The organism is Variovorax sp. R-27 (assembly GCF_049913215.1).
Lineage (GTDB): Bacteria > Pseudomonadota > Gammaproteobacteria > Burkholderiales > Burkholderiaceae_C > Variovorax.
The window spans coordinates 4,304,228-4,324,303 of the sequence record NZ_CP183984.1 but is presented as its reverse complement, the minus strand read 5'-3'; the positions used below and the strand labels follow the sequence as shown (position 1 = coordinate 4,324,303).

General features: G+C 64.1%; 12 protein-coding genes. All 12 read left to right on the top strand.

Going from position 1 to position 20,076, the window contains the following annotated elements:
• Nucleotides 1-44: 44 nt before the first annotated feature.
• The 12 genes from ACN9MV_RS20290 to ACN9MV_RS20235 all read left to right on the top strand — a co-directional run bounded on the left by ACN9MV_RS20290 (nucleotide 45) and on the right by ACN9MV_RS20235 (nucleotide 20,058).
• Complete coding sequence (locus ACN9MV_RS20290) at nucleotides 45-230, top strand: hypothetical protein (protein ID WP_093050601.1); 186 nt, start codon at nucleotides 45-47, stop codon at nucleotides 228-230.
• 32 nt (nucleotides 231-262) lie between these two features.
• A complete protein-coding gene (gene aroC / locus ACN9MV_RS20285) occupies nucleotides 263-1,375 on the top strand; it encodes a chorismate synthase (protein WP_426389187.1) in 1,113 nt (370 codons plus the stop codon).
• A gap of 38 nt (nucleotides 1,376-1,413) precedes the next feature.
• Entirely contained in the window at nucleotides 1,414-2,571 is a 1,158-nt protein-coding gene (locus ACN9MV_RS20280; protein ID WP_426389185.1) for an MFS transporter, read from the top strand.
• 93 nt (nucleotides 2,572-2,664) lie between these two features.
• A complete protein-coding gene (locus ACN9MV_RS20275) occupies nucleotides 2,665-4,845 on the top strand; it encodes a LamG-like jellyroll fold domain-containing protein (RefSeq protein WP_426389184.1) in 2,181 nt (726 codons plus the stop codon).
• 557 nt (nucleotides 4,846-5,402) lie between these two features.
• Nucleotides 5,403-8,399, top strand: a complete 2,997-nt coding sequence (locus ACN9MV_RS20270) for a type VI secretion system Vgr family protein (protein WP_426389183.1) — start codon at nucleotides 5,403-5,405, stop codon at nucleotides 8,397-8,399.
• A gap of 61 nt (nucleotides 8,400-8,460) precedes the next feature.
• Nucleotides 8,461-13,293 (top strand): RHS repeat-associated core domain-containing protein, encoded by a 4,833-nt coding sequence (locus tag ACN9MV_RS20265; RefSeq protein ID WP_426389182.1) that lies wholly within the window; start codon nucleotides 8,461-8,463, stop codon nucleotides 13,291-13,293.
• A gap of 28 nt (nucleotides 13,294-13,321) precedes the next feature.
• Nucleotides 13,322-13,654 (top strand): hypothetical protein, encoded by a 333-nt coding sequence (locus tag ACN9MV_RS20260; RefSeq protein ID WP_093050587.1) that lies wholly within the window; start codon nucleotides 13,322-13,324, stop codon nucleotides 13,652-13,654.
• A gap of 87 nt (nucleotides 13,655-13,741) precedes the next feature.
• Nucleotides 13,742-13,996 (top strand): hypothetical protein, encoded by a 255-nt coding sequence (locus tag ACN9MV_RS20255; RefSeq protein WP_093050584.1) that lies wholly within the window; start codon nucleotides 13,742-13,744, stop codon nucleotides 13,994-13,996.
• A 27-nt stretch (nucleotides 13,997-14,023) separates the two neighbouring features.
• Nucleotides 14,024-14,518 (top strand): pentapeptide repeat-containing protein, encoded by a 495-nt coding sequence (locus tag ACN9MV_RS20250; protein WP_426389181.1) that lies wholly within the window; start codon nucleotides 14,024-14,026, stop codon nucleotides 14,516-14,518.
• Between the two features lie 41 nt (nucleotides 14,519-14,559).
• Nucleotides 14,560-14,955 (top strand): hypothetical protein, encoded by a 396-nt coding sequence (locus ACN9MV_RS20245; RefSeq protein WP_143047843.1) that lies wholly within the window; start codon nucleotides 14,560-14,562, stop codon nucleotides 14,953-14,955.
• A gap of 51 nt (nucleotides 14,956-15,006) precedes the next feature.
• Nucleotides 15,007-19,746, top strand: coding sequence for an RHS repeat-associated core domain-containing protein (locus ACN9MV_RS20240; RefSeq protein ID WP_426389180.1), 4,740 nt, complete (start codon nucleotides 15,007-15,009; stop codon nucleotides 19,744-19,746).
• Nucleotides 19,747-20,058, top strand: coding sequence for a hypothetical protein (locus ACN9MV_RS20235; protein ID WP_426389179.1), 312 nt, complete (start codon nucleotides 19,747-19,749; stop codon nucleotides 20,056-20,058).
• Nucleotides 20,059-20,076: the final 18 nt, after the last annotated feature.

Sequence of the window (20,076 nt, the reverse complement as noted above, 5' to 3'; positions counted from 1 at the left end):
AACCCCATACTGGGGCTTCCACGACGCGATCACCGGAGCCTTCCATGAGCAACGAACTGCGCAAGAAGCTGCATGACCTGGCCGAACTCTGCGAAAACGCCCCCGACCCGCAGACCAAGGCCATCATCGAGGCGATCCGGCTCCAGACTGCGGTGCTGAACGAACGGCTGTTCTCCATCGAGCTGCAGGTGGGCGCGCTGACCAAGCGCCTGGAAAACACGACCGACTGAGGGGCGGCCGCTTTGTAGGGATAATCCCCGCCATGAGCGGCAACACCTTCGGAACACTCTTCGCGGTCACCAATTTCGGCGAGTCGCATGGCCCGGCCATCGGCTGCGTCATCGACGGCTGCCCCCCGGGCATGGAACTCAGCGAGGCCGACATCCAGGGCGACCTCGATCGCCGGCGCCCCGGCACCAGCCGCCACGTCACCCAGCGCAACGAGCCCGACGCGGTGCAGATCCTGTCGGGCGTGTACGAGGGCAAGACCACCGGCACCCCCATCGCGCTGCTGATCCAGAACACCGACCAGCGCAGCAAGGACTACGGGCAGATCGCCCAGCAGTTCCGCCCCGGCCACGCCGACTTCACCTACTGGAAGAAATACGGCATTCGCGATCCGCGCGGCGGCGGGCGCTCCTCGGCACGGCTGACCGCACCCATGGTCGCGGCCGGCGCGGTCGCCAAGAAGTGGCTGGCTGAGAAGCATGGCATGGTGTTTCGCGGCTGCATGACGCAGATCGGCGAAATCGCCATTCCGTTCGAGAGCTGGGAGCACGTGCCCAACAACCCCTTCTTCGCCCCCATCGCCGACGTGAGCGCGCTGGAAAACTACATGGACCGCCTGCGCAAGGCCGGCGATTCGTGCGGCGCGCGCATCCGGGTCACCGCCACTAACGTGCCCGTTGGCCTCGGTGAGCCGCTGTTCGACAAGCTCGACGCCGAGATCGCCTACGCGATGATGGGCATCAACGCGGTGAAGGCGGTCGAGATCGGCGCCGGCTGGGACAGCGTCACCCAGCGCGGCACTACGCACGGCGACTCGATCACGCCCACCGGCTTCGTCACGAACAACGCCGGCGGCATCCTCGGCGGCATCAGCTCGGGGCAAGACCTCGAGGTGAGCATCGCGATCAAGCCCACCAGCTCGATCATCAGCCCGCGCCAGTCCATCGACATCAACAACAACCCCGTCGAAGTCGTCACCAAGGGCCGTCACGACCCGTGCGTCGGCATTCGCGCGACGCCCATCGCCGAAGCCATGCTGGCGCTGGTGGTCATGGAGCACGTGCTGCGCAACCGCGCGCAGTGCGGCGACGTGCAGGCGCAAGCCGGCAAGACCGAGGCCGCGTCGCCGCAGGCGTCCTTCCTGTAGTGTCCGCCCCGCCACCAGTGGCCGCAGCACGCGGCCACATGCTGGCATTCGCTGGTCTGTCGGCCAGCTATTTCGCGCACATCGGGTTCTTCAATCCGTACCTTCCCCTGTGGCTCAAAGATTTGGGGCTGCCGATCTTCACCATCAGCCTGCTGGCTTCGGTGCAGTCGATCACGCGGGTGTTCGCGCCCTATGCCTGGGGCGCGCTCAGCGACCACACGGGGCAGCGCGTCAAGCTGCTGCGCTTCAGCGCGGCGGTGGCGCTGCTCAGCTCCTTCGGGCTGTGGTGGCACGGCGGCGCTTGGTGGCTCGCGCTGGTGCTGCTCGTGATGTTCACCCACACCAGCTCGATGATGTCGCTCACCGAGGCCGCGATGGCGCAACTGGTGGCCGGCGACTGGGGGCGCTATGGGCGCATCCGGCTGTGCGGATCGGCCGGTTTTCTGCTCACGGTGTTCGTGGCAGGCGAGTGGTTCGAGCGCTTCGGCATGAAGCACTTTCCGGCCTGGGCCGCGGGCACGCTGGCCATCGTGCTGATCGCGACCATGAAGCTGCCCGACGTGCGCGAGCCGCCCGCGGCGCACGACACAGTGAAGGAGCCCATCGGGCCGGTGTTGCGCAATCCGGCGGTGCGGTGGTTCTTCGCGGCGCTGTTCTTCCAGGTGATGTCGCACTTCTCGGTGTACGCCTTCTTCTCGCTGTACCTCGATTCGATCGGCTACGGCAAGAGCACCATCGGCCTGCTGTGGGCGCTGTCGGTGGTGGCGGAAATCGTGTGGTTCTTCTTGCAGGGCAGGCTCATCGGCCTGATGCCGATGCCGCGCTGGATGCTGGTGTGCGGCATCGCGGCCGTCGCCCGGCTGGGGCTGACAGCAGGGTTGGGCGGCTGGATTGCGGCGCTCATCGTGGCGCAGTGGTTGCATGCGCTGAGCTTCGCGGCGCACCACACGACCTGCATCGCAGTGGTGTCGCGCCGCTTCCCCGGCCATCTGCGCGGGCGGGGGCAGGCGCTGTTCACGGTGATCGGCTATGGCTTTGGCGGCGTGCTGGGCGTGTTGCTTGGCGGTGCGGTCGCGCAGGCTTTCGGCTATCGCACGATGTTCACGGCGGCGGCGCTGCTGGCTGTGCTTGGCAGCCTTTGTGCGTGGCGTGTGGTGAGGCTGGATCGGATGGAGCGCGCGGCCAGTAAGAAGTAGGGCCTGACGGGGAAACAATGTGTCATGGGCCTTGCATGCCCCTGTCACCGCAGCTTTCTACGCTGCGAGCTTCGCAATTTCTCCTCCTTTCCCATGTCCGTTTCCGACGACCCGCGCGGCGCCCGCACGCCGCGCATTGCTTCGCCCGCCGAATCGAATGATTCCGAACAGAACAACAACAGCAACACGCCGCCGCGCCGCCAGGTGCTCAAGCTCGGCGCATCGCTGCTGACCGTTGGCGGCAGCAGCGCCTTGCTCGCGGCCTGCGGCGGTGGTAACGGCGGTTCACCCGCCTTGGGCCCGCTGCCGGCGCCTGCACCCGCCCCGGCATCGGCGCCGCCGCCCGCTCCGCCGGCCGTCGCAGCCAAGATCTCCAGCTTCGCGCTCGCCGTGATGCCCGACACGCAGTTCTATGCACGCTATGCCACTGCCGCCGAGAGCGACCAATATGACAAGCGCTTCGGCAGCGCCCCTTTCGCTGCCCAGACGAAGTGGATCGCCGCCAACGCCAAGGCGCTGAACATTCCCTTCACCATCCACCTTGGCGACGTGGTCGACCAGGTCGGCAAGCCCGATCAGTGGAAGGTGGCCGATGCCGCGATGAAGGTGCTCGAAGACGCGAAGCTGCCCTACAGCGTGCTCGCCGGCAACCATGACGTGCTGAAAGACATCGACTACAGCATCGACCCCGTCGGCGGCACCGATGCCAGCCGTACTCCCGCCAACGAGCCCTACATCCAGTGGTTCGGCGCGGAGCGTGCGAAGCAGCAGGCCACCTTCGGCGCGCGCGACCCCAGCGGTTTCCACGAGTACCACGTGTTCGAGGCGCAAGGCCAGAAGTTCATGGTGCTGTCGCTGTCATGGCGCATTTCTGACGCTGGCATCGCCTGGGCCCGCCAGGTGATTGCGAAGAACCCGACGTTGCCCGTCATCCTGGTGAACCACCAGTTGCTGAACATCGCGCCCGACGGCACCAGCCCGCTCGAGACCGACTACGGCAAGATGCTCTGGGAGAAGCTGATTCGCGACAACGACCAGATCTTCATGACGCTCAACGGCCATCACCATGGCGCCGCGCATCTCACGAAGACCAACGACTTCGGCCGCAAGGTCGAGGAGATGGTGGTCGACTACCAGATGGCCTACCAGGGCGGCAACGGCCTGATGCGCCTGTACGAGTTCGACCTGACCAACAAGAAGATCAAGGTGCTGTCGTTCTCGCCGTGGGTGCCGCAGAAGCCGGCCGCCACGCTCAACAGCTTCGACCAGGCCGTGCTCACCACGCCCAACGAGGCCTTTGTCATCGACATGGATTTCGCGCAGCGCTTTGCGGGCTTCAACAAGAGCTTCGGCACCGGCAGCGCCACCATCGAGAGCTCGCTGGTGGACAAGGCCCGCGCGATGATTCTGGCCAACTACAAGGACCCGGCCACGATCGAGCAGCGGCCTGCGGCGAACTCGGACGACTACCCCAAGGTCGCGAACACGCTGGCGCACTGGCGCTTCTTCGGCGGCGCGGTCAACCAGCCGGTGCTGCCGGGCACTGTGGTAGCTGACGTCACGGGCAACAACCCGCTGCACCGTGATGCGCTGAATCAGGGCGGCGTGGTAGGTGCTGCCGACGGCGACATCGTGTGGACGGATGACCGCCATTACCTTTCCGCCGCACCGGGCTCGGTGCGTTTCCTGAACACCAACAAGAACACGCCGCGCCTGAGCTACTTCCTCACCGACACGGCTGCGCCGATCAACGCGCAGACGCTGGAAAGCGGCTACACCATCGAAGCCTTCATCAAGATCGACAAGAGCTGGACCAGCAGCAACCAAGCGTGGATGAACATCATGACGCGCGACGGCCGTCGCGGTGACCTCGCGGGCTATTCGGGCGGCGACCCGGAATCACCGCCCATGCTGTTCGCCATTTCGAGCCTGCGCGAAGTGCAGTGGGAAGTGGTGCCGAGCCCGGCTGGTACTCGCGAGCCGAAGGCCAACTGGTCGGGCGAGGTCATCGCCGATCGCTGGGTGCACGTCGCGATCGTCAACGACCCGGTTTCGCACGACACCACGATGTACGTCGAAGGCGCGCCAGTGCTGCGCAACGCCGCGGCCATCCCCGGGCTGGCCACGCTCTCGGCCACATCGCCATGGGTGGTGGGTGGCGGCTCGTGGGACGGTGCGCGCGCTGACGGCTTCTTCGGCAACATCGGCGAGGTACGCGTGGTGGCGGCAGCATTGACGCCGGCGCAGTGGCTCACGGCACGCAAGCCGGCCTGAGCCCCCTTGGCACGGAAAGGCCGGCTTACTGCTTCTTGCCGGCCTTTCCCGCCTTCGCTGCTGTCTTCGCGGGTCCGAAGCCAGTTTGCGCAACGACCGCCCGATGTTCGGGTAGTCGTATTCATCGAGGTTGGCCAGCGATACGCGCCCTGACGCGTTTTTGTCGCCAAAGCCCCGGCCCGGCAGTGGCTTCGTCACGCATAGCCAAGGGCGAGCATCGGAAATAGCGCAATTCGGGCTCGCTTTTCAGTCTTCCGACCAGTGCTCACTCATCACGGGCCGAGCCTTCTCCGGCACGGCAATTGATTCGGACCAGTAATTCATCACGCATTGCCCCTCCGCGTGACTTCCTGCACTGGCAGTGGCAGGGGGGCGAACTTTATGCTGATTTAATTGGCCATCTATTTTTCGCATCGATTCTTACGATAAATCAACATTTAAAATAATTGTCAAAATGTGCAGCGGGAGGTGGGCATGAAGCTCATTGCTAAAACAATATTCTTATTTTTTAAGTCTTTATTAATTAATTGGGGCTACAGGGCTGACGGGGCGTTGCAATGACGCGCCGAGTAACGATCCAGACGCCCGCAGGCGATGCGTTGCAATTCCGCCAGCTGGTAGGCCGCGAAGCGCTGAGCCAGCTGTACGCCTTCGACATCGAGTTGCTGGGCAACAGCAACAACATCGACCCCAAGACCCTGCTGGGCAAGGCCGCCACCGTGTCGGTGGAGACCGAAGGCGGCGTGCGCTACCTGGGCGGCATCGCCACCCGCTTCGGCCTGGAGCAGGAAGATGCGCGGCACTCCTTCTACCGAATGCGCCTGCGCCCCTGGCTGTGGCTGGCCACGCGGCGCAGCGACTTTCGCATCTTCCAGGGCAAGAGCGTGCCCGACATCGTGATGGAAGTGCTCGGCAGCTACGGCTATCCCATCGAGAAGAAGCTCACGCGCGGCGACTACCGGCAGTGGGACTACTGCGTGCAGTACCACGAGAGCGACTTCGACTTCATCTCTCGCCTGTGCGAGCTCGAAGGCATCTACTACCACTTCAGGCACGAAGCGTCGCAGCACGTGCTCGTGTTCGCCGATGACATCGCCCACTCGCACAGCCCGCTGCCCGGCGGGGAAGAAGTGCGCTACCACCCGCTGGAGAAGTCCGGCATGGGCCAGCGCGAGCGCATCTATGCGTGGGAGATCGCGGAAGAAGTGCGCTCGGGCCACCACTACAACGACGACTACGACTTCCAGAAGCCCAAGGCCGAGCTGTCGCACCTGCGCCAGATGCCGCCCGGGCACGACCACGACGCCTACGAACAGTACGAATGGCCCGGCGGCTTCGTGCAGCACGGCGACGGCGAGACCTACGCGCGCATCCGCAACGAAGAACAGCTGAGCCAGCGCAGCCGCGTCACCGGCCGCGCCAACCTGCGCGAACTCGCCACCGGCCACACCCTGCGCCTGACCGGCCACCCCAAGGCCGACCAGAACCAGCAGTACCTGCTCGTGGGCGTGAGCTACCACCTGCAGGAGAACCTGCAAGCCAGCGAGGGTGCAGAAGGCACAGACGGCTCCGTGCAGCGCTTCGCCTTCGACGCGCAGCCCACCAGCTACGCCTGGCGCCCGCAGCGCACCACAGCCAAGCCGCGCACCCGTGGCCCGCAAACGGCCATGGTGGTGGGCCCGCAGGGCGAGCAGATCTGGACCGACCAGTACGGACGCATCAAGGTGCAGTTCCAGTGGGACCGGATCGGGCAGGAGAACGAACACTCCAGCTGCTGGGTGCGCGTGTCCACCGCATGGGCAGGCGCCACCTTCGGCATGACCTCCGTGCCGCGCATCGGCATGGAGGTGATCGTCGACTTTCTGAACGGCGACCCCGACTACCCGATCGTCACCGGCTGCGTGCACAACGCCGACACCATGCCGGCGTGGCAGCTGCCCGAGCAGAAGCACCTGTCGGGCATCAGGAGCCGCGAGTTGGGCGGCGGGCGCAGCAACCACATCGTGCTGGACGACACGCAGGGCAAGATCCAGGCGCAGTTGCGCAGTGACCACCAGGCCAGCCAACTGAGCGTGGGGCACATCGGGCGCATCGAGGACACGGCGGGGCGCAAGGATGCCCGGGGGCAGGGCTTCGAGTTGCGTACCGACGGGCATGGGGTGGTGCGTGCGGGCAAGGGGCTGCTGGTCACCACCGAGGCACGCCCGAATGCGCAGGCGCACATCACCGACATGAGCGAGACGGTGGGCCGTCTCACTCAGGCGCGCGATCTGCATGAAGGCCTGAGCGGAGTGGCGCAAGGAGCACAGGCCCACGAGGCCGGCGACCAGGACGAGGTCACCACGAGCCTCAAGGAGCAGAACGATGCCATCAAGGGACAGGGCGGCAATCGCGAGCAGGGCGACTTTCCCGAGTTCCAGGAATCGCACCTGACATTGGCCAGCGCCAAGGGCCTGCAAACCGTGGCGCAGGGCTCGACCCACATCGTGAGCAATGAGCACAGCGCGCTCACCAGCGGTGGCCATACGAGCGTGAGCGCGGGCAAGAGCCTGCTGGTGAGCGTGCAGAGCGCGATCCGCATGTTCGCCTCCAAGGCCGGCATGCGGCTCGTGGCGGCCGGTGCCGACATCGACATCAAGGCGCTGAAGGACAGCGTCAACGTGCTGGCCAAGCTCAACATCACTCAGACCGCCAACAAGATCACCATCCACGCGAAGGAAGAGGTGGTGATCAACGGAGGCTCGAGCTACAGCCGCTGGAGTTCGGGCGGGATCGAGCACGGCACTTCCGGCATCTGGCGCGAGCATGCATCGGTACACAGCCTCGTCGGGCCCGCCAACGAGGGCAAGCCTGCGCTGCCCAATCCGCCGCAGGTGCCGAAGGGGCAGCTCGACCTGTACCACCAGTACATCAAGCCGACTGGCGAAAAGCGCCAGGGCGTGGCGCAGGGCGACTTCACCGTGGTCGATTCGGAAGGCGGCACGCACGCCGGCAACTTCGACCGCAACGGGTTCGCGACCGTCTCGGGCCTGCCCATCGGCACCGCCAAGGTCACATTCGGCAAGGACCCCCGCGACCCGTGGGAGGAGGGGAGCTACTTCGGCACGCCCAAGGACTGGAAGGCAAAGGGTGCGACGGGCGCAGGCGCCGAGGGGGCTGGCGGCGCTGTATCGGGGCTTTCGGGCTTGACCAGCGGCTTTGCGGGCATGACCGGTTCGACAGGCGGTGCTGCGGGCGCGCTCGCTGGTGTCGCAGGCATGGGCAGCAAGGCCGCGAGCACGCTGGGCCAGGTAACCCAGGCGGCCGGTGTCGCGCAGCAGGCTGTGGGTGCAGCGCAGGCCATCCAGCAAGGGGGCGCCAAGGCGCTGCTCGGCCAGGCGAGCCAGGCAGCAACCGGCATGGCGATCCAGGCGGCCGGCGCCAAGCTGGGGCCGATGGGTGCGCCGATCACCGGTGTGATGAGCGGCATGGCTTCGGGTGGCATGAAGCCGGGCATTGCAACAGCTGCCGCCAACCCCGCACTGACAGGTCGAACACCCGGCTTCATGGGCTGACCCGCCGCGGCGCGCCGCACTCCACCAACCCAACGCACAAGCTCGAAGAGAACAAGAAAAAATGGCAGGACCGGAAGCAGCGCCGACGCCGCAGGCGACGGAGCGCGAACCCCAGACGGCGGTTGCACCACTGAACACCATCGTTACGGAAGACATCGCCGCCGCGAGCAAGGCGGTGGACGACTGGCTGCGTTCGTTCAGCGGCGGCTACGTCACGCTGGAGCGGTTGACGATGGTGCTGGGGAGCATCCCGATCGTCGGCAACATCATGGCGTTGGTGGATGTGTTCCTGGACATCATCAACATCGTCGAGAAGAAGGCCAAGGACGGGATCGACGCATTCCTGAACTGGGTCAGCCTGGGTATCAACCTGATCGGGTTGATCCCGTTGCCGATGAACATGGCGGCCGCGCGCATGAGCCTTCGGCCCACGCTGCATCTGGTGAGGCAGGAGCTGAAGGCGGCCGCCTCGAACCTGGGCGAAGCCATCGTCACCACGCTGGTAGGACACCTGAACGCGACCATCGTCGGCGAGCTGGAGGTCTTCATCGATGGCGCTATCGCCAAGCTTGGAGACATGTTGCAAGGCTGCGCAAAGCTGGGCGACAGCATCGTGGACAACCTGGTCGACATCCTGCAGCGGGTGCTGGGCCAGAAGGACATGTTCACGGTCAGTACGCCCGTCGTGGCGGAAACCAGCGTGCACGACCCGAAGACCCAGAGCACGTGGAACCGGTTGTGGGGCAGCGCCGTCAAGTACACAAAGCAGTCGGCCAACTACGCCGCCAAGGTTGCTGCCAACCGCTTGCCCGAGAGCGTGGCGGGGCAGGTCAATGGCGTGATCGGGAGCCTGCTGGACTTCAAGAAGACCTTTAGAAACCAGCTCGTGCGCCTGGCCGACAAGGAGGCGCAGGCCAGCATCATGTGGCTGCTGCACAAGCTGCTGGCCGCCATCCAGCGCAAGAAGGGGCAGCGCGGCGCGATTGTTTCGCCGAATGCAGGCGCAGTGGCCCAGAAGGACAAGCCGGGCGACCAGCTCGGGCACATCGGCAAGCAGGCGGATGGCCAGAAGGACGCAGGTTGCAAGAATTGCCCGGCGCCTGTCGCGCTTGGCAAGTCGATCAGCCTCGTCACTGGCTGCGAGAGCTTCACCCATACAGACTTCGTGCTCGCTGCGCCGTTGCCGATCGAATGGGCGCGCACCTACCGCAGCCAGCTCGATGCCTACGACCGCGGCATCCTGGGCGCGCGCTGGCTCACGCCCTACAGCACGCGCGTGGAGCTGATGACACCAGTCAGGGGCGAGCGCAAGGGCCAACCGAGTCTGGTCTATCACGCAGCCGATGGCCGCAGCCACGCCTACCCTTTGCTGGCAGTGGGCCAGGTCTATCGGGATTCCGTCGAGGAGGTGACCGTCTCTCGTCTGAGCGAGGCGCTGCTGACGCTGGACTTCGGCAAGCCACTGCCTCTGGGTGAGCAGGGCAACTGGCGTGAGATCTACGAGCTTGTGGAAGGCTGGTCGCACTATCGGCTTGTGACGCTGCAAGCCAGGGACGGCGCCTCCATCGGCCTGCGCTATGACCATGTGATCTCGGACACGGGCGAGCAGGTGCTGAGCGACATCATCAGCAGGCAAGGCGAAGCCATCATGGCGCACGTGGGCACGCAGCCCGATGCGCGCACGGGCCTGATCAAGTCTCTGTGGGAGTTGAAGGACGGCCAGGTCGTGCGCCAGCTTGCCGCCTACACGCACGATGCCGAGCGCGATCTCGTGTCCGCGAAGGACGAGAACGGCGCCAGCTGGAGCTACAGCTACAGCCATCACCTCGTGACCCGCTACACCGATCGCACCGGCCGCGGCATGAACCTCGAATACAACGGCACTGGCGCCGATGCCAAGGCGGTGCGCGAGTGGTCCGACGATGGCAGCTTTGCACTGAAGTTCGAGTGGGACAAGAACATCCGCCTGACCTACGTGACCGATGCCCTGGGCGGCGAGACATGGTTCTACTACGACATCCTGGGTTACACCTACCGCATCATCCATCCCGACAAGCTGCAGGAATGGTTCTTCCGCGATGACGCCAAGAACGTCACCCGTCATGTACACACAGACGGCAGCACAGACGACTACACCTACGACGTTGTCGGCAACCTGCAAATGCACATGCGGGCCGATGGCAGCCGTGCTCATTTCGAATACGACCGGCTGAATCGCCTGACGGGCTTGCGTGATGCCGAAGGCAGCATCTGGAAGCGCGACTACGACGCGCAGGGCCATCTCACCGAAGAGATCGACCCGTTGGGTCACAAGACCGAGTACGCCTACGACAAGGCCGGCCGGCCGGCGTGCATCACCGATGCCAAGGGCGGTTCGAAACAGCTGACGTACACACCTGCTGGCCAGTTAGCCAGCTACACCGACTGCTCGGGAAAGACCAGCCGGTGGGAGTACGACAGTCGCGGGCGGCTGACCAAGGCCATCGATGCGGCAGGGCAGGCCACCCGATATCGCTACACCCCGGAAGGCGAAGCTGCTTCAAGGAGCGATGGCAATCATCCGGGGCAACTCGAAGAAGTCTCCCTGCCCGACCAGACCCGCGAGCACTTCACGCATGACGCCGAAGGTCGCTTGCTCGCTCACACCGATGCGTTGGGTCGTCGTACTCGCTATAGCTACAACCGCGCCGGTCTCGTGGCTGGCCGCACCGATGCCGCGGGCCAGACGCTGCAATACCACTGGGATCTGCTGGGGCGCCTGACCGAACTGCGCAACGAAAACGGCAGCCGCTACAACTTCAGCTACGACCCGGCGGGGAGACTGCTGGAGGAAACCGGCTTCGACAGGCAACGCAGGCAGTACCTCTACGAGGAATCCACCGGCGCGCTGGTGCAAGTCGTCGAGGCGCAGGCGCACACGACAGGGTTTCGTTTCGATCCGATGGGGCGCCTCGTCGAGCGCAATGCGGGCGAGGGGCAGGTCGAGACCTTTGCCTTCGATCTCAACGGCATGTTGATCGAAGCGGCCAATCCTGACGCAAGGTTGCAGTGGTTCTACGATCCCGCCGGAAACCTGACGCGCGAGCACCAGCACCATCTGGCCAGTGCGCAGACGGCAGTCTGGCAGCACCGCTACGACGAGCTCAACCAGCGCATTGCGACCATTCGCCCCGACGGCCATGTCACGCAATGGCTGACCTACGGTTCGGGCCACGTGCATGGCTTGCTTGTTGATGGACAGGACATCCTGGGATTCGAACGCGACGATCTTCATCGGGAGATCGGTCGAACGCAGGGCAATGGCCTGAGCCAGCGCCTGCGGTACGACCCGGCCGGCAGGCTGCTGGAGCAGCAGATATCGCATGCGAAGCCGGACAGCTCCGGCGCACTGAGCCTTCGCCGGAGCTATGGCTACGACAAGGCCGGTCAGCTGACCGCCATCGGGGACAGCCGGCGCGGCAATCTGAACTACAGGTATGACCCCGTGGGCCGCCTGCTCGAAGCCAACAGTCGCCTGGGCCGCGAGACCTTTGCATTCGACCCGGCCGGCAACATCGCCGACGCCGCACGTGGCGATGCGCCGCAAGGCCTGCGCGCAGTCAGCAAGCTGTTGGACAACCTGCTGAAGGAATACGCGGGCACCACCTACCGCTACGACAAGCGCGGAAACCTGATCGAGCGTGTCAGGAACGGGAAGAAAACGGTCTTCGAGTGGAACGGCTTCAACCGCATGACCGCGGCCACGAGCGAAGAGGGCTCTACCACCTTCAGCTATGACCCTGTGGGGCGACGCATCGCCAAGCGCTCACGCGAAGCCATGACGCTGTTCGGCTGGGACGGCGACACGCTGGCCTTCGAGAGCACGCAGAGCACGGCCGGCGAGAGCGAGCGGCAGGGACGGGGCTGGAGCGTCCACTACATCCACGAGCCGGATTCGTTTGTGCCGCTGGTGCAGATCAGGCAAGCGCGAGCCGTCGCGCTGAGCTCGACCACTGACGTGAAAACGCTGATGGATGCCAATGGCGGGGAGTACGACATCGAGCAGGACCCGCTGTGGAACGGCGAGCAACTGCCGAGGCCGGGAGCCTTCGCGAAGGAGGAGATTGCTTTCTACCAGTGCGATCACCTCGGCACGCCCCAGGAGCTGACGGATCATGAAGGCCAGGTTGCCTGGTCGGCGCAGTACAAGGCATGGGGCGAGGCAAGAGAGGTCATCAGCGAAGCAGGAAGACGGGCCGGCTTTGCCAACCCGATCCGTTTCCAGGGGCAGTATCTGGACGATGAGACCGGGCTGCACTACAACAGGCATCGTTACTACGATCCGCAGGCTGGCAGATTCATCAGCAGCGATCCGTTGGGCTTGGGCGGCGGTCTTAACACCCATGCATACGTGCCCAATCCCGTGGCGTGGGTCGACCCGTTGGGCTTGCAAGCTGCGCCTGTCAAATGCAAGACAGCCAAGGGAGGCCGTTTCGCCACGGCGGACGGCGCGGCCAAGGCGGCGATGATGCGTTACAACGACAAGTCCATTCGAGACAACGTGGAGTACGGCGGCCTGGTCTACAAGACGCCGGATGGCAAATACGACTTCACCAAGGCGACCAGGGGCGAGAAGGACACCGTCAACCCCTGGGGCCCTACGGCCAAGAGCATTCCGAAGTGCGCCCAGGAAGTGGGCTACTGGCACACCCATGGGGATCACTCGGATCAATACGGGAATCGCACAACGCGGGCCAAGGACTACTACGGAAGCAACAACTTCTCTCCCGAAGACAAGGACGCCGCCAAAGCAGGAATGCAACATGATCATCCGGACTACCGAGGCTACGTCGGCACGCCAAGCGACGGCTACAAGGGCTACAACCCGAAGGCGAATCAAACCTACAGGCTTTAAGGGCCTGATCATTGCGTTGGGAATTTTCATGAACTTCAATGCCTCTGCCGCACCGATCTTCGAAGTCGAGTCGCCGGATCAGCTGCTGCTCAATACACCTGTGGTCGTTGCGTTGGGCAACGCGTACAAGCTGTTCGAGAAGACCGGGCAGGACCTGAACAATTTCAACGTTCACATCGCCGAGAGGAAAAAGGAAAACGGCGAAGACGAGAACGGAGTCAACACCATCGGCATTGCATTCACGGCCAAGCTGCCTCCGGGGCAGAAGGGGCTCGGCAACGCCAGCAAGCTGGGGCGGTCGATCACGTACATCGCCTCCAAGACCACGGGCGAAATACTCCGGGAGCAAGGAAGCCGGTAGTGACGCCCGGCACCGGGTCTGGCTCGAAAGACGTTGCGCCTGCCTGGACTCGGTGCTTTCAATTTTGCAGAGGGAGGAAGAATGAGAATGAACGAAACCATCGAAGTTGATGGTCTGGCGGCGCAGGCGATTGCGGCAGCCTGTGAAGATGCAAGGTCTTCAGGCCTGCAGCTCGCAAACTACAAGCTCGTCCTGGCCGAAGAATCCGACGACTACAGCGCGTCGTGGGTGGCGAAGGGCAAGCCGCAAGGCCATCGGGGCGCCTTGCCGGGCCTGCCCGAACCCAGCCTGCTGATCGAGAAGCGCGCTGGCCGGATCCTCCGGAAGCAGCTCTCGCGTTGAGTCGACGGCGTCATCCAAGGATTCGACATGTCTTCTCAAGTCATCATCCTCGCTCACGACATGTGGCGCAAAGGCGCGGGCGGTGCGCCCGCCGGGCTCGTGGGCCAGGCCGACAGCTTCGCTTATGCAGGGCTCGACCTGGGGCTCGCCCAGTTCGCCGCAACGACCTTCACCGGCACCAGCTTCACCGCCACCAGCTTCAAGCAGGCGGGCTGGAGCGCCTGCCAGTTCACGGGCTGCAGCTTCACGCAGTGCGACTTCGGCGGTATTTCGATCACCGGGTGCACTTTCATCAACTGCAACTTCACGCGCGCCAACTTCGACGGAAGCAGCATCAGTACCAGCACCTTCACGCAGTGCCAGTGGGACGACATCAGCTTCGCGGGCGGCCACTGGAACGACGTCGGGGTGCTGAACTGCGGCGGCACCGTGGTGCATGCGCAGGGACTGCAGGGGCGCAGCGTGGACTTCACGGGCAGCACATTCGAACAGCTCGAGTTTCAGGGCGCGAACATCAATTGAGCCCTGGCGGGCAACGTCATCACTTCATCGATTCCATGTTCATGAAAAACATCAAGACCGTCTTTATCGCCACTGCCCTCCTGGGCGCCGTCTCTCTGTGCTTGGCGCAAGCGGAAACGAAAACCACGCTGACCAAGCTGCACCAGAGTTACGAGAAGCAGGGCCGCCGCGCGCTCGGCATGCCGGAGTACGGCAAGCGTGTGCAGTTCCCGGCGGTGGTCGTCGAAGCGTCTGATTCCTTCGGCGGCACGTCGATGATCCGCGCCGCCGATGTGCGCGGCAATCAGGAACTGGCGCGCCTGACCCCGGCGGACGACGCACAGAACCAGAAGATGGGCGAGATGCGCAGCGGTGCGAAGTTCACTGCAAGCTGCGAGGTTGGCTTTGCGATGGGCTCGGCGTTTCTCACGATGAAGGACTGCGTGATCCGGCCCTGAAGCCCGCATCCGCAGCAAAGGCAACGTACCAGTTCGAGGCAGGGAGGGAAGATGGCAGGAAACGAAGGCCCGCAACAACAAGGCCAGAAACCAACTGAGAGAGAACCCCAGACGGCGGTAGCGCCGCTGAACACCATCGTCAAGGAAGACATCGCCGCCGCAAGCAAGGCGGTGGACGATTGGTTGCGTTCGTTCAGTGGCGGCTACGTGACGCTGGAGCGTCTGACGATGGTGCTCGGCAGCATTCCGATCATCGGCAACATCATGGCGCTGGTGGATGTGTTCCTGGACATCATCAACATCGTCGAGAAAAAAGCCAAGGACGGCGTCGAGGCATTCCTGACCTGGGTCAGCCTGGGCATCAACCTGATCGGGCTGATCCCGTTGCCGCCGAGCATGGCGGCAGCGCGCATGAGCCTTCGGCCCACGCTTCATCTGGTGAAGCAGGAACTGAAGGCCGCCGCCTCGAACCTGGGCGAAGCTATCGTCACGACGCTGGTGGGGCACTTGAACGCCACCATCATGGGCGAGCTCGACAAGTTCATCGATGGTGCCATCGACAAGCTCGACGGCATTCTCAAGAGCTGCGCCGACCTTGCCGACAAGATCATCGACAACCTGGTGGACATCCTGCGGCGCGTGCTGGGCCAGAAGGACCTGTTCGACGTCGCGAAGCCCGGTGCGACGGAAACGCGCGTGCACGATCCGAAGACGCAGAGTACCTGGAGCCGCATGTGGGGCACGGCCGTGCGCTACTCCAAGCAGTCGGCAAACTATGTCGCCAAGACAGCCGCCAGCCAGCTGCCCGCGGGCGTTGCCGGCAAGGTCAACGGCGTGATCACGCAGATGCTGGACTTCAAGCGCCTGCTTCGCAGCCAACTGTCGGCGCTGGCCAACAAGGAGGCTCAGGCCAGCATCATGTGGCTGCTGCACAAGCTGCGGGATGCACTGCTGCGCAAGAAGGGGAAGCGCGCGGCCATCGTGCCGCCGCAGGCGGGCGCCAAGGCAGAGAAGGAGAATCCGGGCACGCCGCTTGGACACATCAGCAAGCAGGCACCGGCGCAGGGAACTTCGGGCTGCAAGAACTGCCCCGCCCCCGCGCGCAAGGGCGCTTCCATCAGTCTTGCCACCGGCAACGAGAGCTTCACGCACACCGATTTCGTGCTCGCCGCGCCGCTTGCGATCGAGTGGGCGCGCACCTATGCCAGCGACCTCGAGGCCTTCGACCGCGGCAGCCTGGGGGCCCGGTGGATCACGCCTTACAGCATGCGGGTGGACGTTGCCACGCCAGTGCGCGGCGCACGCCAGGGACAGGCGAGCTTGGTGTATCACGCGGCCGACGGGCGTAGCCATGCCTACCCGCTGCTGGAGGTGGGGCAGACGTATTTCGATGCCATCGAAGAGGTCAGCATCTCGCGGCTGAACGAGAGCCTGTTGGCACTTGACTTCGGCAAGCCACTGCCTGCGGGCGAGCATGGTGAATGGCGGGAGATCTACGAGCTCGTCGATAGCAAGCAGCAGCACTTCCGGCTCGTCGCGCAGCAGGCGAAGGACGGCATGTCCGTCGGCCTTCGCTACGACCACGTGATCGCCTCGACCGGGGAACGCGTGCTGAGCGACATCATCAGCAAGCAGGGCGAAGCCGTCATGGCGCACGCGGGCACGCAGCCGGATGCGCAGACCGGCCTGATCAAGTCGTTGTGGGAGCTGAAGGACGGTCAGGTCATTCGTCAGCTCGCCGCATACACGCACGATGCAGAAGGTGACCTCGTCGCCGCGCAGGATGAAAACGGCGAAAGCTGGCGCTACACCTACGCGCACCATCTCGTGACCCGCTACACCGACCGTACCGGCCGGGGCATGAACCTCGAATACGACGGCACCGGCGCAGACGCCAAGGCCGTGCGCGAGTGGTCCGACGACGGCAGCTTCGCGCTGAAGCTGGAGTGGGACAAGAACATCCGCTTGACCTACGTGACCGATGCGCTGGGCGGCGAAACCTGGCACTACTACGACATCCAGGGCTACACCTACCGCATCATTCACCCAGACAAGCTGCAGGAATGGTTCTTCCGCGACGACGCGAAGAACATCACGCGCCACGTGCACACCGACGGCAGCACCGACGATTACACGTACGACGAAGACGGCAACCTGCAGACGCACACGCGTGCCGACGGCAGCCGTGTGTATTTCGAGTACGACAAGCTGCATCGCCTCACGGGCATCCTCGATGCCGAAGGCGGCGTGTGGAAGCGTGACTACGACGCACAGGGCCATCTCACGGAAGAGATCGATCCGCTCGGCCACAAGACCGAGTACGCCTACGACAAGGCCGGCAGGCCCGTACGGATCACCGATGCGAAGGGCGGCGTCAAGGTGCTCGCCTATTCCCCATCGGGGCAACTGCTCAGCTACACCGACTGCTCTGCCAAGACCAGCCGCTGGGAGTACGACGAAAGGGGCCGTCTTGCCAAAGCGACCGACGCTGCCGGCAACACCACCAGCTATCGCTACACAGCCGGCCAGCTCGAACAAGTCGTGCAGCCCGACGAGACGAGCGAGCATTTCGAGCACGATGCCGAAGGCCGCCTGCTGACGCACACCGATGCGCTCGGACGAGCCACGCGCTACAGCTACACGCGCGCCGGACTGATCGCCGGTCGCACCGACGCCGCAGGCCGCTCGCTCAAGTACTACTGGGACCTGCTGGGCCGCCTGACCGAGCTGCACAACGAGAACGGCAGTCGCTACGACTTCCGCTATGACCCGGTGGGCCGCCTGCTCGAGGAAACCGGCTTCGACCGCAAGACCACGCAGTACATCCATGAGGAGACCACCGGTGTCCTCGCCGGGGTGATCGAAGCGGGGCACCGCACCGAACTCGAATTCGATCCGCTCGGCCGCTTGAGCGAACGCCGGGCCGGCGATCGGTCGGAACGCTTCGCCTACGACCGCAACGGCCGCCTGCTCGAGGCCGCCAACAGCGACGCGCGCCTGCAATGGTTCTACGACCCGGCCGGCAACCTGACGCGCGAGCATCACCACTACCTGGAGCGCAAGCGCACGGCAGTCTGGCAGCACCGCTACGACGAACTCAACCAGCGCATCGCCACCGTGCGGCCAGACGGCCACGTGACCCAGTGGCTGACGTACGGCTCCGGCCATGTGCACGGGCTGATGCTCGATGGCCAGGACATCCTCGGCTTCGAGCGCGACGACCTGCACCGCGAGGTCACACGGGAACAAGGCAACGGACTGAGCCAGCGCCAGAAGTACGACCCGGCCGGGCGGCTGCTCGAGCAGCAGATCTCGCGCACCAGGCCCGGTGCCATCGAGTCGAGCGCTGGCATCCAGCGCAGCTACAGCTACGACAAGGTTGGCCAACTAGTCGCCATCGGCGACAGCCGGCGCGGCAACCTGAGCTACCGCTACGACCCGGTGGGCCGCCTGCTCGAAGCCAACAGCCGCGTCGGACGTGAGATCTTCGCCTTCGATCCTGCTGGCAACATCGTCGACGTTCCGCCGACCAGCGACCCGCTCAGGCATCCAGCCAACAAACTGCTGGACAACCTGCTGAAGAACTACGCCGGCACCAGCTACCGCTACGACGAACGCGGCAACATGACCGAGCGGTTGCGCAACGGCTGGCGAACCGTCTTCGCTTGGGACGGCTTCAACCGCATGACGGCTGCGACCGACCAAAGCGGCATCACCACTACCTTCAGCTATGACGCGCTAGGGCGCCGGCTGTCCAAGAGCTCGGGGGAGGCCACGACCCTGTTCGGCTGGGATGGCGACGTGCTCGCGTTCGAGAGCACGCAGAGCAAGTTAGCGATCGAAGAGGGCGGTGAGCACGGCTGGAGCGTGCATTACGTCCACGAGGCGAACTCGTTCGTGCCGCTGGTGCAGGTGCGCCGGGCAAGTGCGATGGTGCTGAGCGAGACGACGGATGCAAAAACGCTGATGGCGGCCAACGGTGGCGTCTACGACATCGAGCAGGATTCCTTGTGGAACGGCGAGCAGAGAAATGTGCCGCGTGCGTTCGACAGGAAGGAGATGGCGTTCTACCAGTGCGACCACCTGGGCACGCCGCAGGAACTCACGGACCACGAAGGAAGTATTGCCTGGTCGGCGCAGTACAAGGCGTGGGGAGAGGCGCGGGAGGCGATCAGCGAAGCGGGGCGACGGGCACGCATCGCAAATCCGATTCGGTTCCAGGGGCAGTACTGGGATGAAGAGACGGGGCTGCACTACAACCGCTACCGGTATTTCGATCCTCAGGCGGGGCGGTTCGTCTCGAAGGATCCAATTCGAATCCTCGGTGGCGAAAATTTCTACGAGTACGCACCAAGCCCTACGCACTGGATCGACCCCTTTGGACTAGCGCGAAAGGGAGGGCAACGTGCGAATAATGGGAGCGCTGGTGCGCTGAAGACACCAGAGCAGGTGAAACCGGCGCAGTCGCAGGAGAGCACGCAATGTCCACTGATGACGCGAGTGCGGCATTACACGAATCGAAAAGGGTCGAGCGGAATTCAAGCCAGCGGCAGAGTTATTGCAAGTGACAACAATCGCATCTATGTCGAGCCCGCAAGCGGGAGGCCACTAAGCCAACGCGATGCCGAAGAGAAGTATCAGATTGGACAAGGCCGTGGGCGCGACTATGTTGAGTTTGATGTGCCAGCGTCAAGGCTTGAGTGGGTTGAGAATCCTCGGTATCACAGGCAGGAGCTAACGATCAAGGGTGACGCTCCAGCATGTAACCTCAAAGTTTTTAGGAGAGCTTAGGTGATCGAAAAGAACAAGGAATTGCGGATCGACGGAGAGAAGCTATTGCATGTCCTGCGAGAAATCGAATACGTGCTCATTTCTCTGCACAAGATTGGCTCCTACTACGCGCCCGATCTTCCCGGGAAGAAATCGGAGTACTACGCGGAAACGACAAAATTCATTGATGACGGGGAAGTGACCGGACGGCTCGCCAAGATTCGATCCATCTTGTCCGGGGCTTTCGACGAAACGCGGGGAGTCGATGACTTGACAGACATCGAGCGCGCTTTGGAGGGGCTTGAATTCTGGAAACCAGGAAGTGCGAGTTAGTTTGACTGGCTCAAGCCG

Bases quoted from the DNA above. Each gene is read 5' to 3' on its own strand.
- ACN9MV_RS20290 (WP_093050601.1), top strand. From the start codon at position 45: ATGAGCAACGAACTGCGCAAGAAGCTGCATGACCTGGCCGAACTCTGC.
- aroC (WP_426389187.1), top strand. From the start codon at position 263: ATGAGCGGCAACACCTTCGGAACACTCTTCGCGGTCACCAATTTCGGC.
- ACN9MV_RS20280 (WP_426389185.1), top strand. From the start codon at position 1,414: ATGCTGGCATTCGCTGGTCTGTCGGCCAGCTATTTCGCGCACATCGGG.
- ACN9MV_RS20275 (WP_426389184.1), top strand. From the start codon at position 2,665: ATGTCCGTTTCCGACGACCCGCGCGGCGCCCGCACGCCGCGCATTGCT.
- ACN9MV_RS20270 (WP_426389183.1), top strand. From the start codon at position 5,403: ATGACGCGCCGAGTAACGATCCAGACGCCCGCAGGCGATGCGTTGCAA.
- ACN9MV_RS20265 (WP_426389182.1), top strand. From the start codon at position 8,461: ATGGCAGGACCGGAAGCAGCGCCGACGCCGCAGGCGACGGAGCGCGAA.
- ACN9MV_RS20260 (WP_093050587.1), top strand. From the start codon at position 13,322: ATGAACTTCAATGCCTCTGCCGCACCGATCTTCGAAGTCGAGTCGCCG.
- ACN9MV_RS20255 (WP_093050584.1), top strand. From the start codon at position 13,742: ATGAACGAAACCATCGAAGTTGATGGTCTGGCGGCGCAGGCGATTGCG.
- ACN9MV_RS20250 (WP_426389181.1), top strand. From the start codon at position 14,024: ATGTCTTCTCAAGTCATCATCCTCGCTCACGACATGTGGCGCAAAGGC.
- ACN9MV_RS20245 (WP_143047843.1), top strand. From the start codon at position 14,560: ATGAAAAACATCAAGACCGTCTTTATCGCCACTGCCCTCCTGGGCGCC.
- ACN9MV_RS20240 (WP_426389180.1), top strand. From the start codon at position 15,007: ATGGCAGGAAACGAAGGCCCGCAACAACAAGGCCAGAAACCAACTGAG.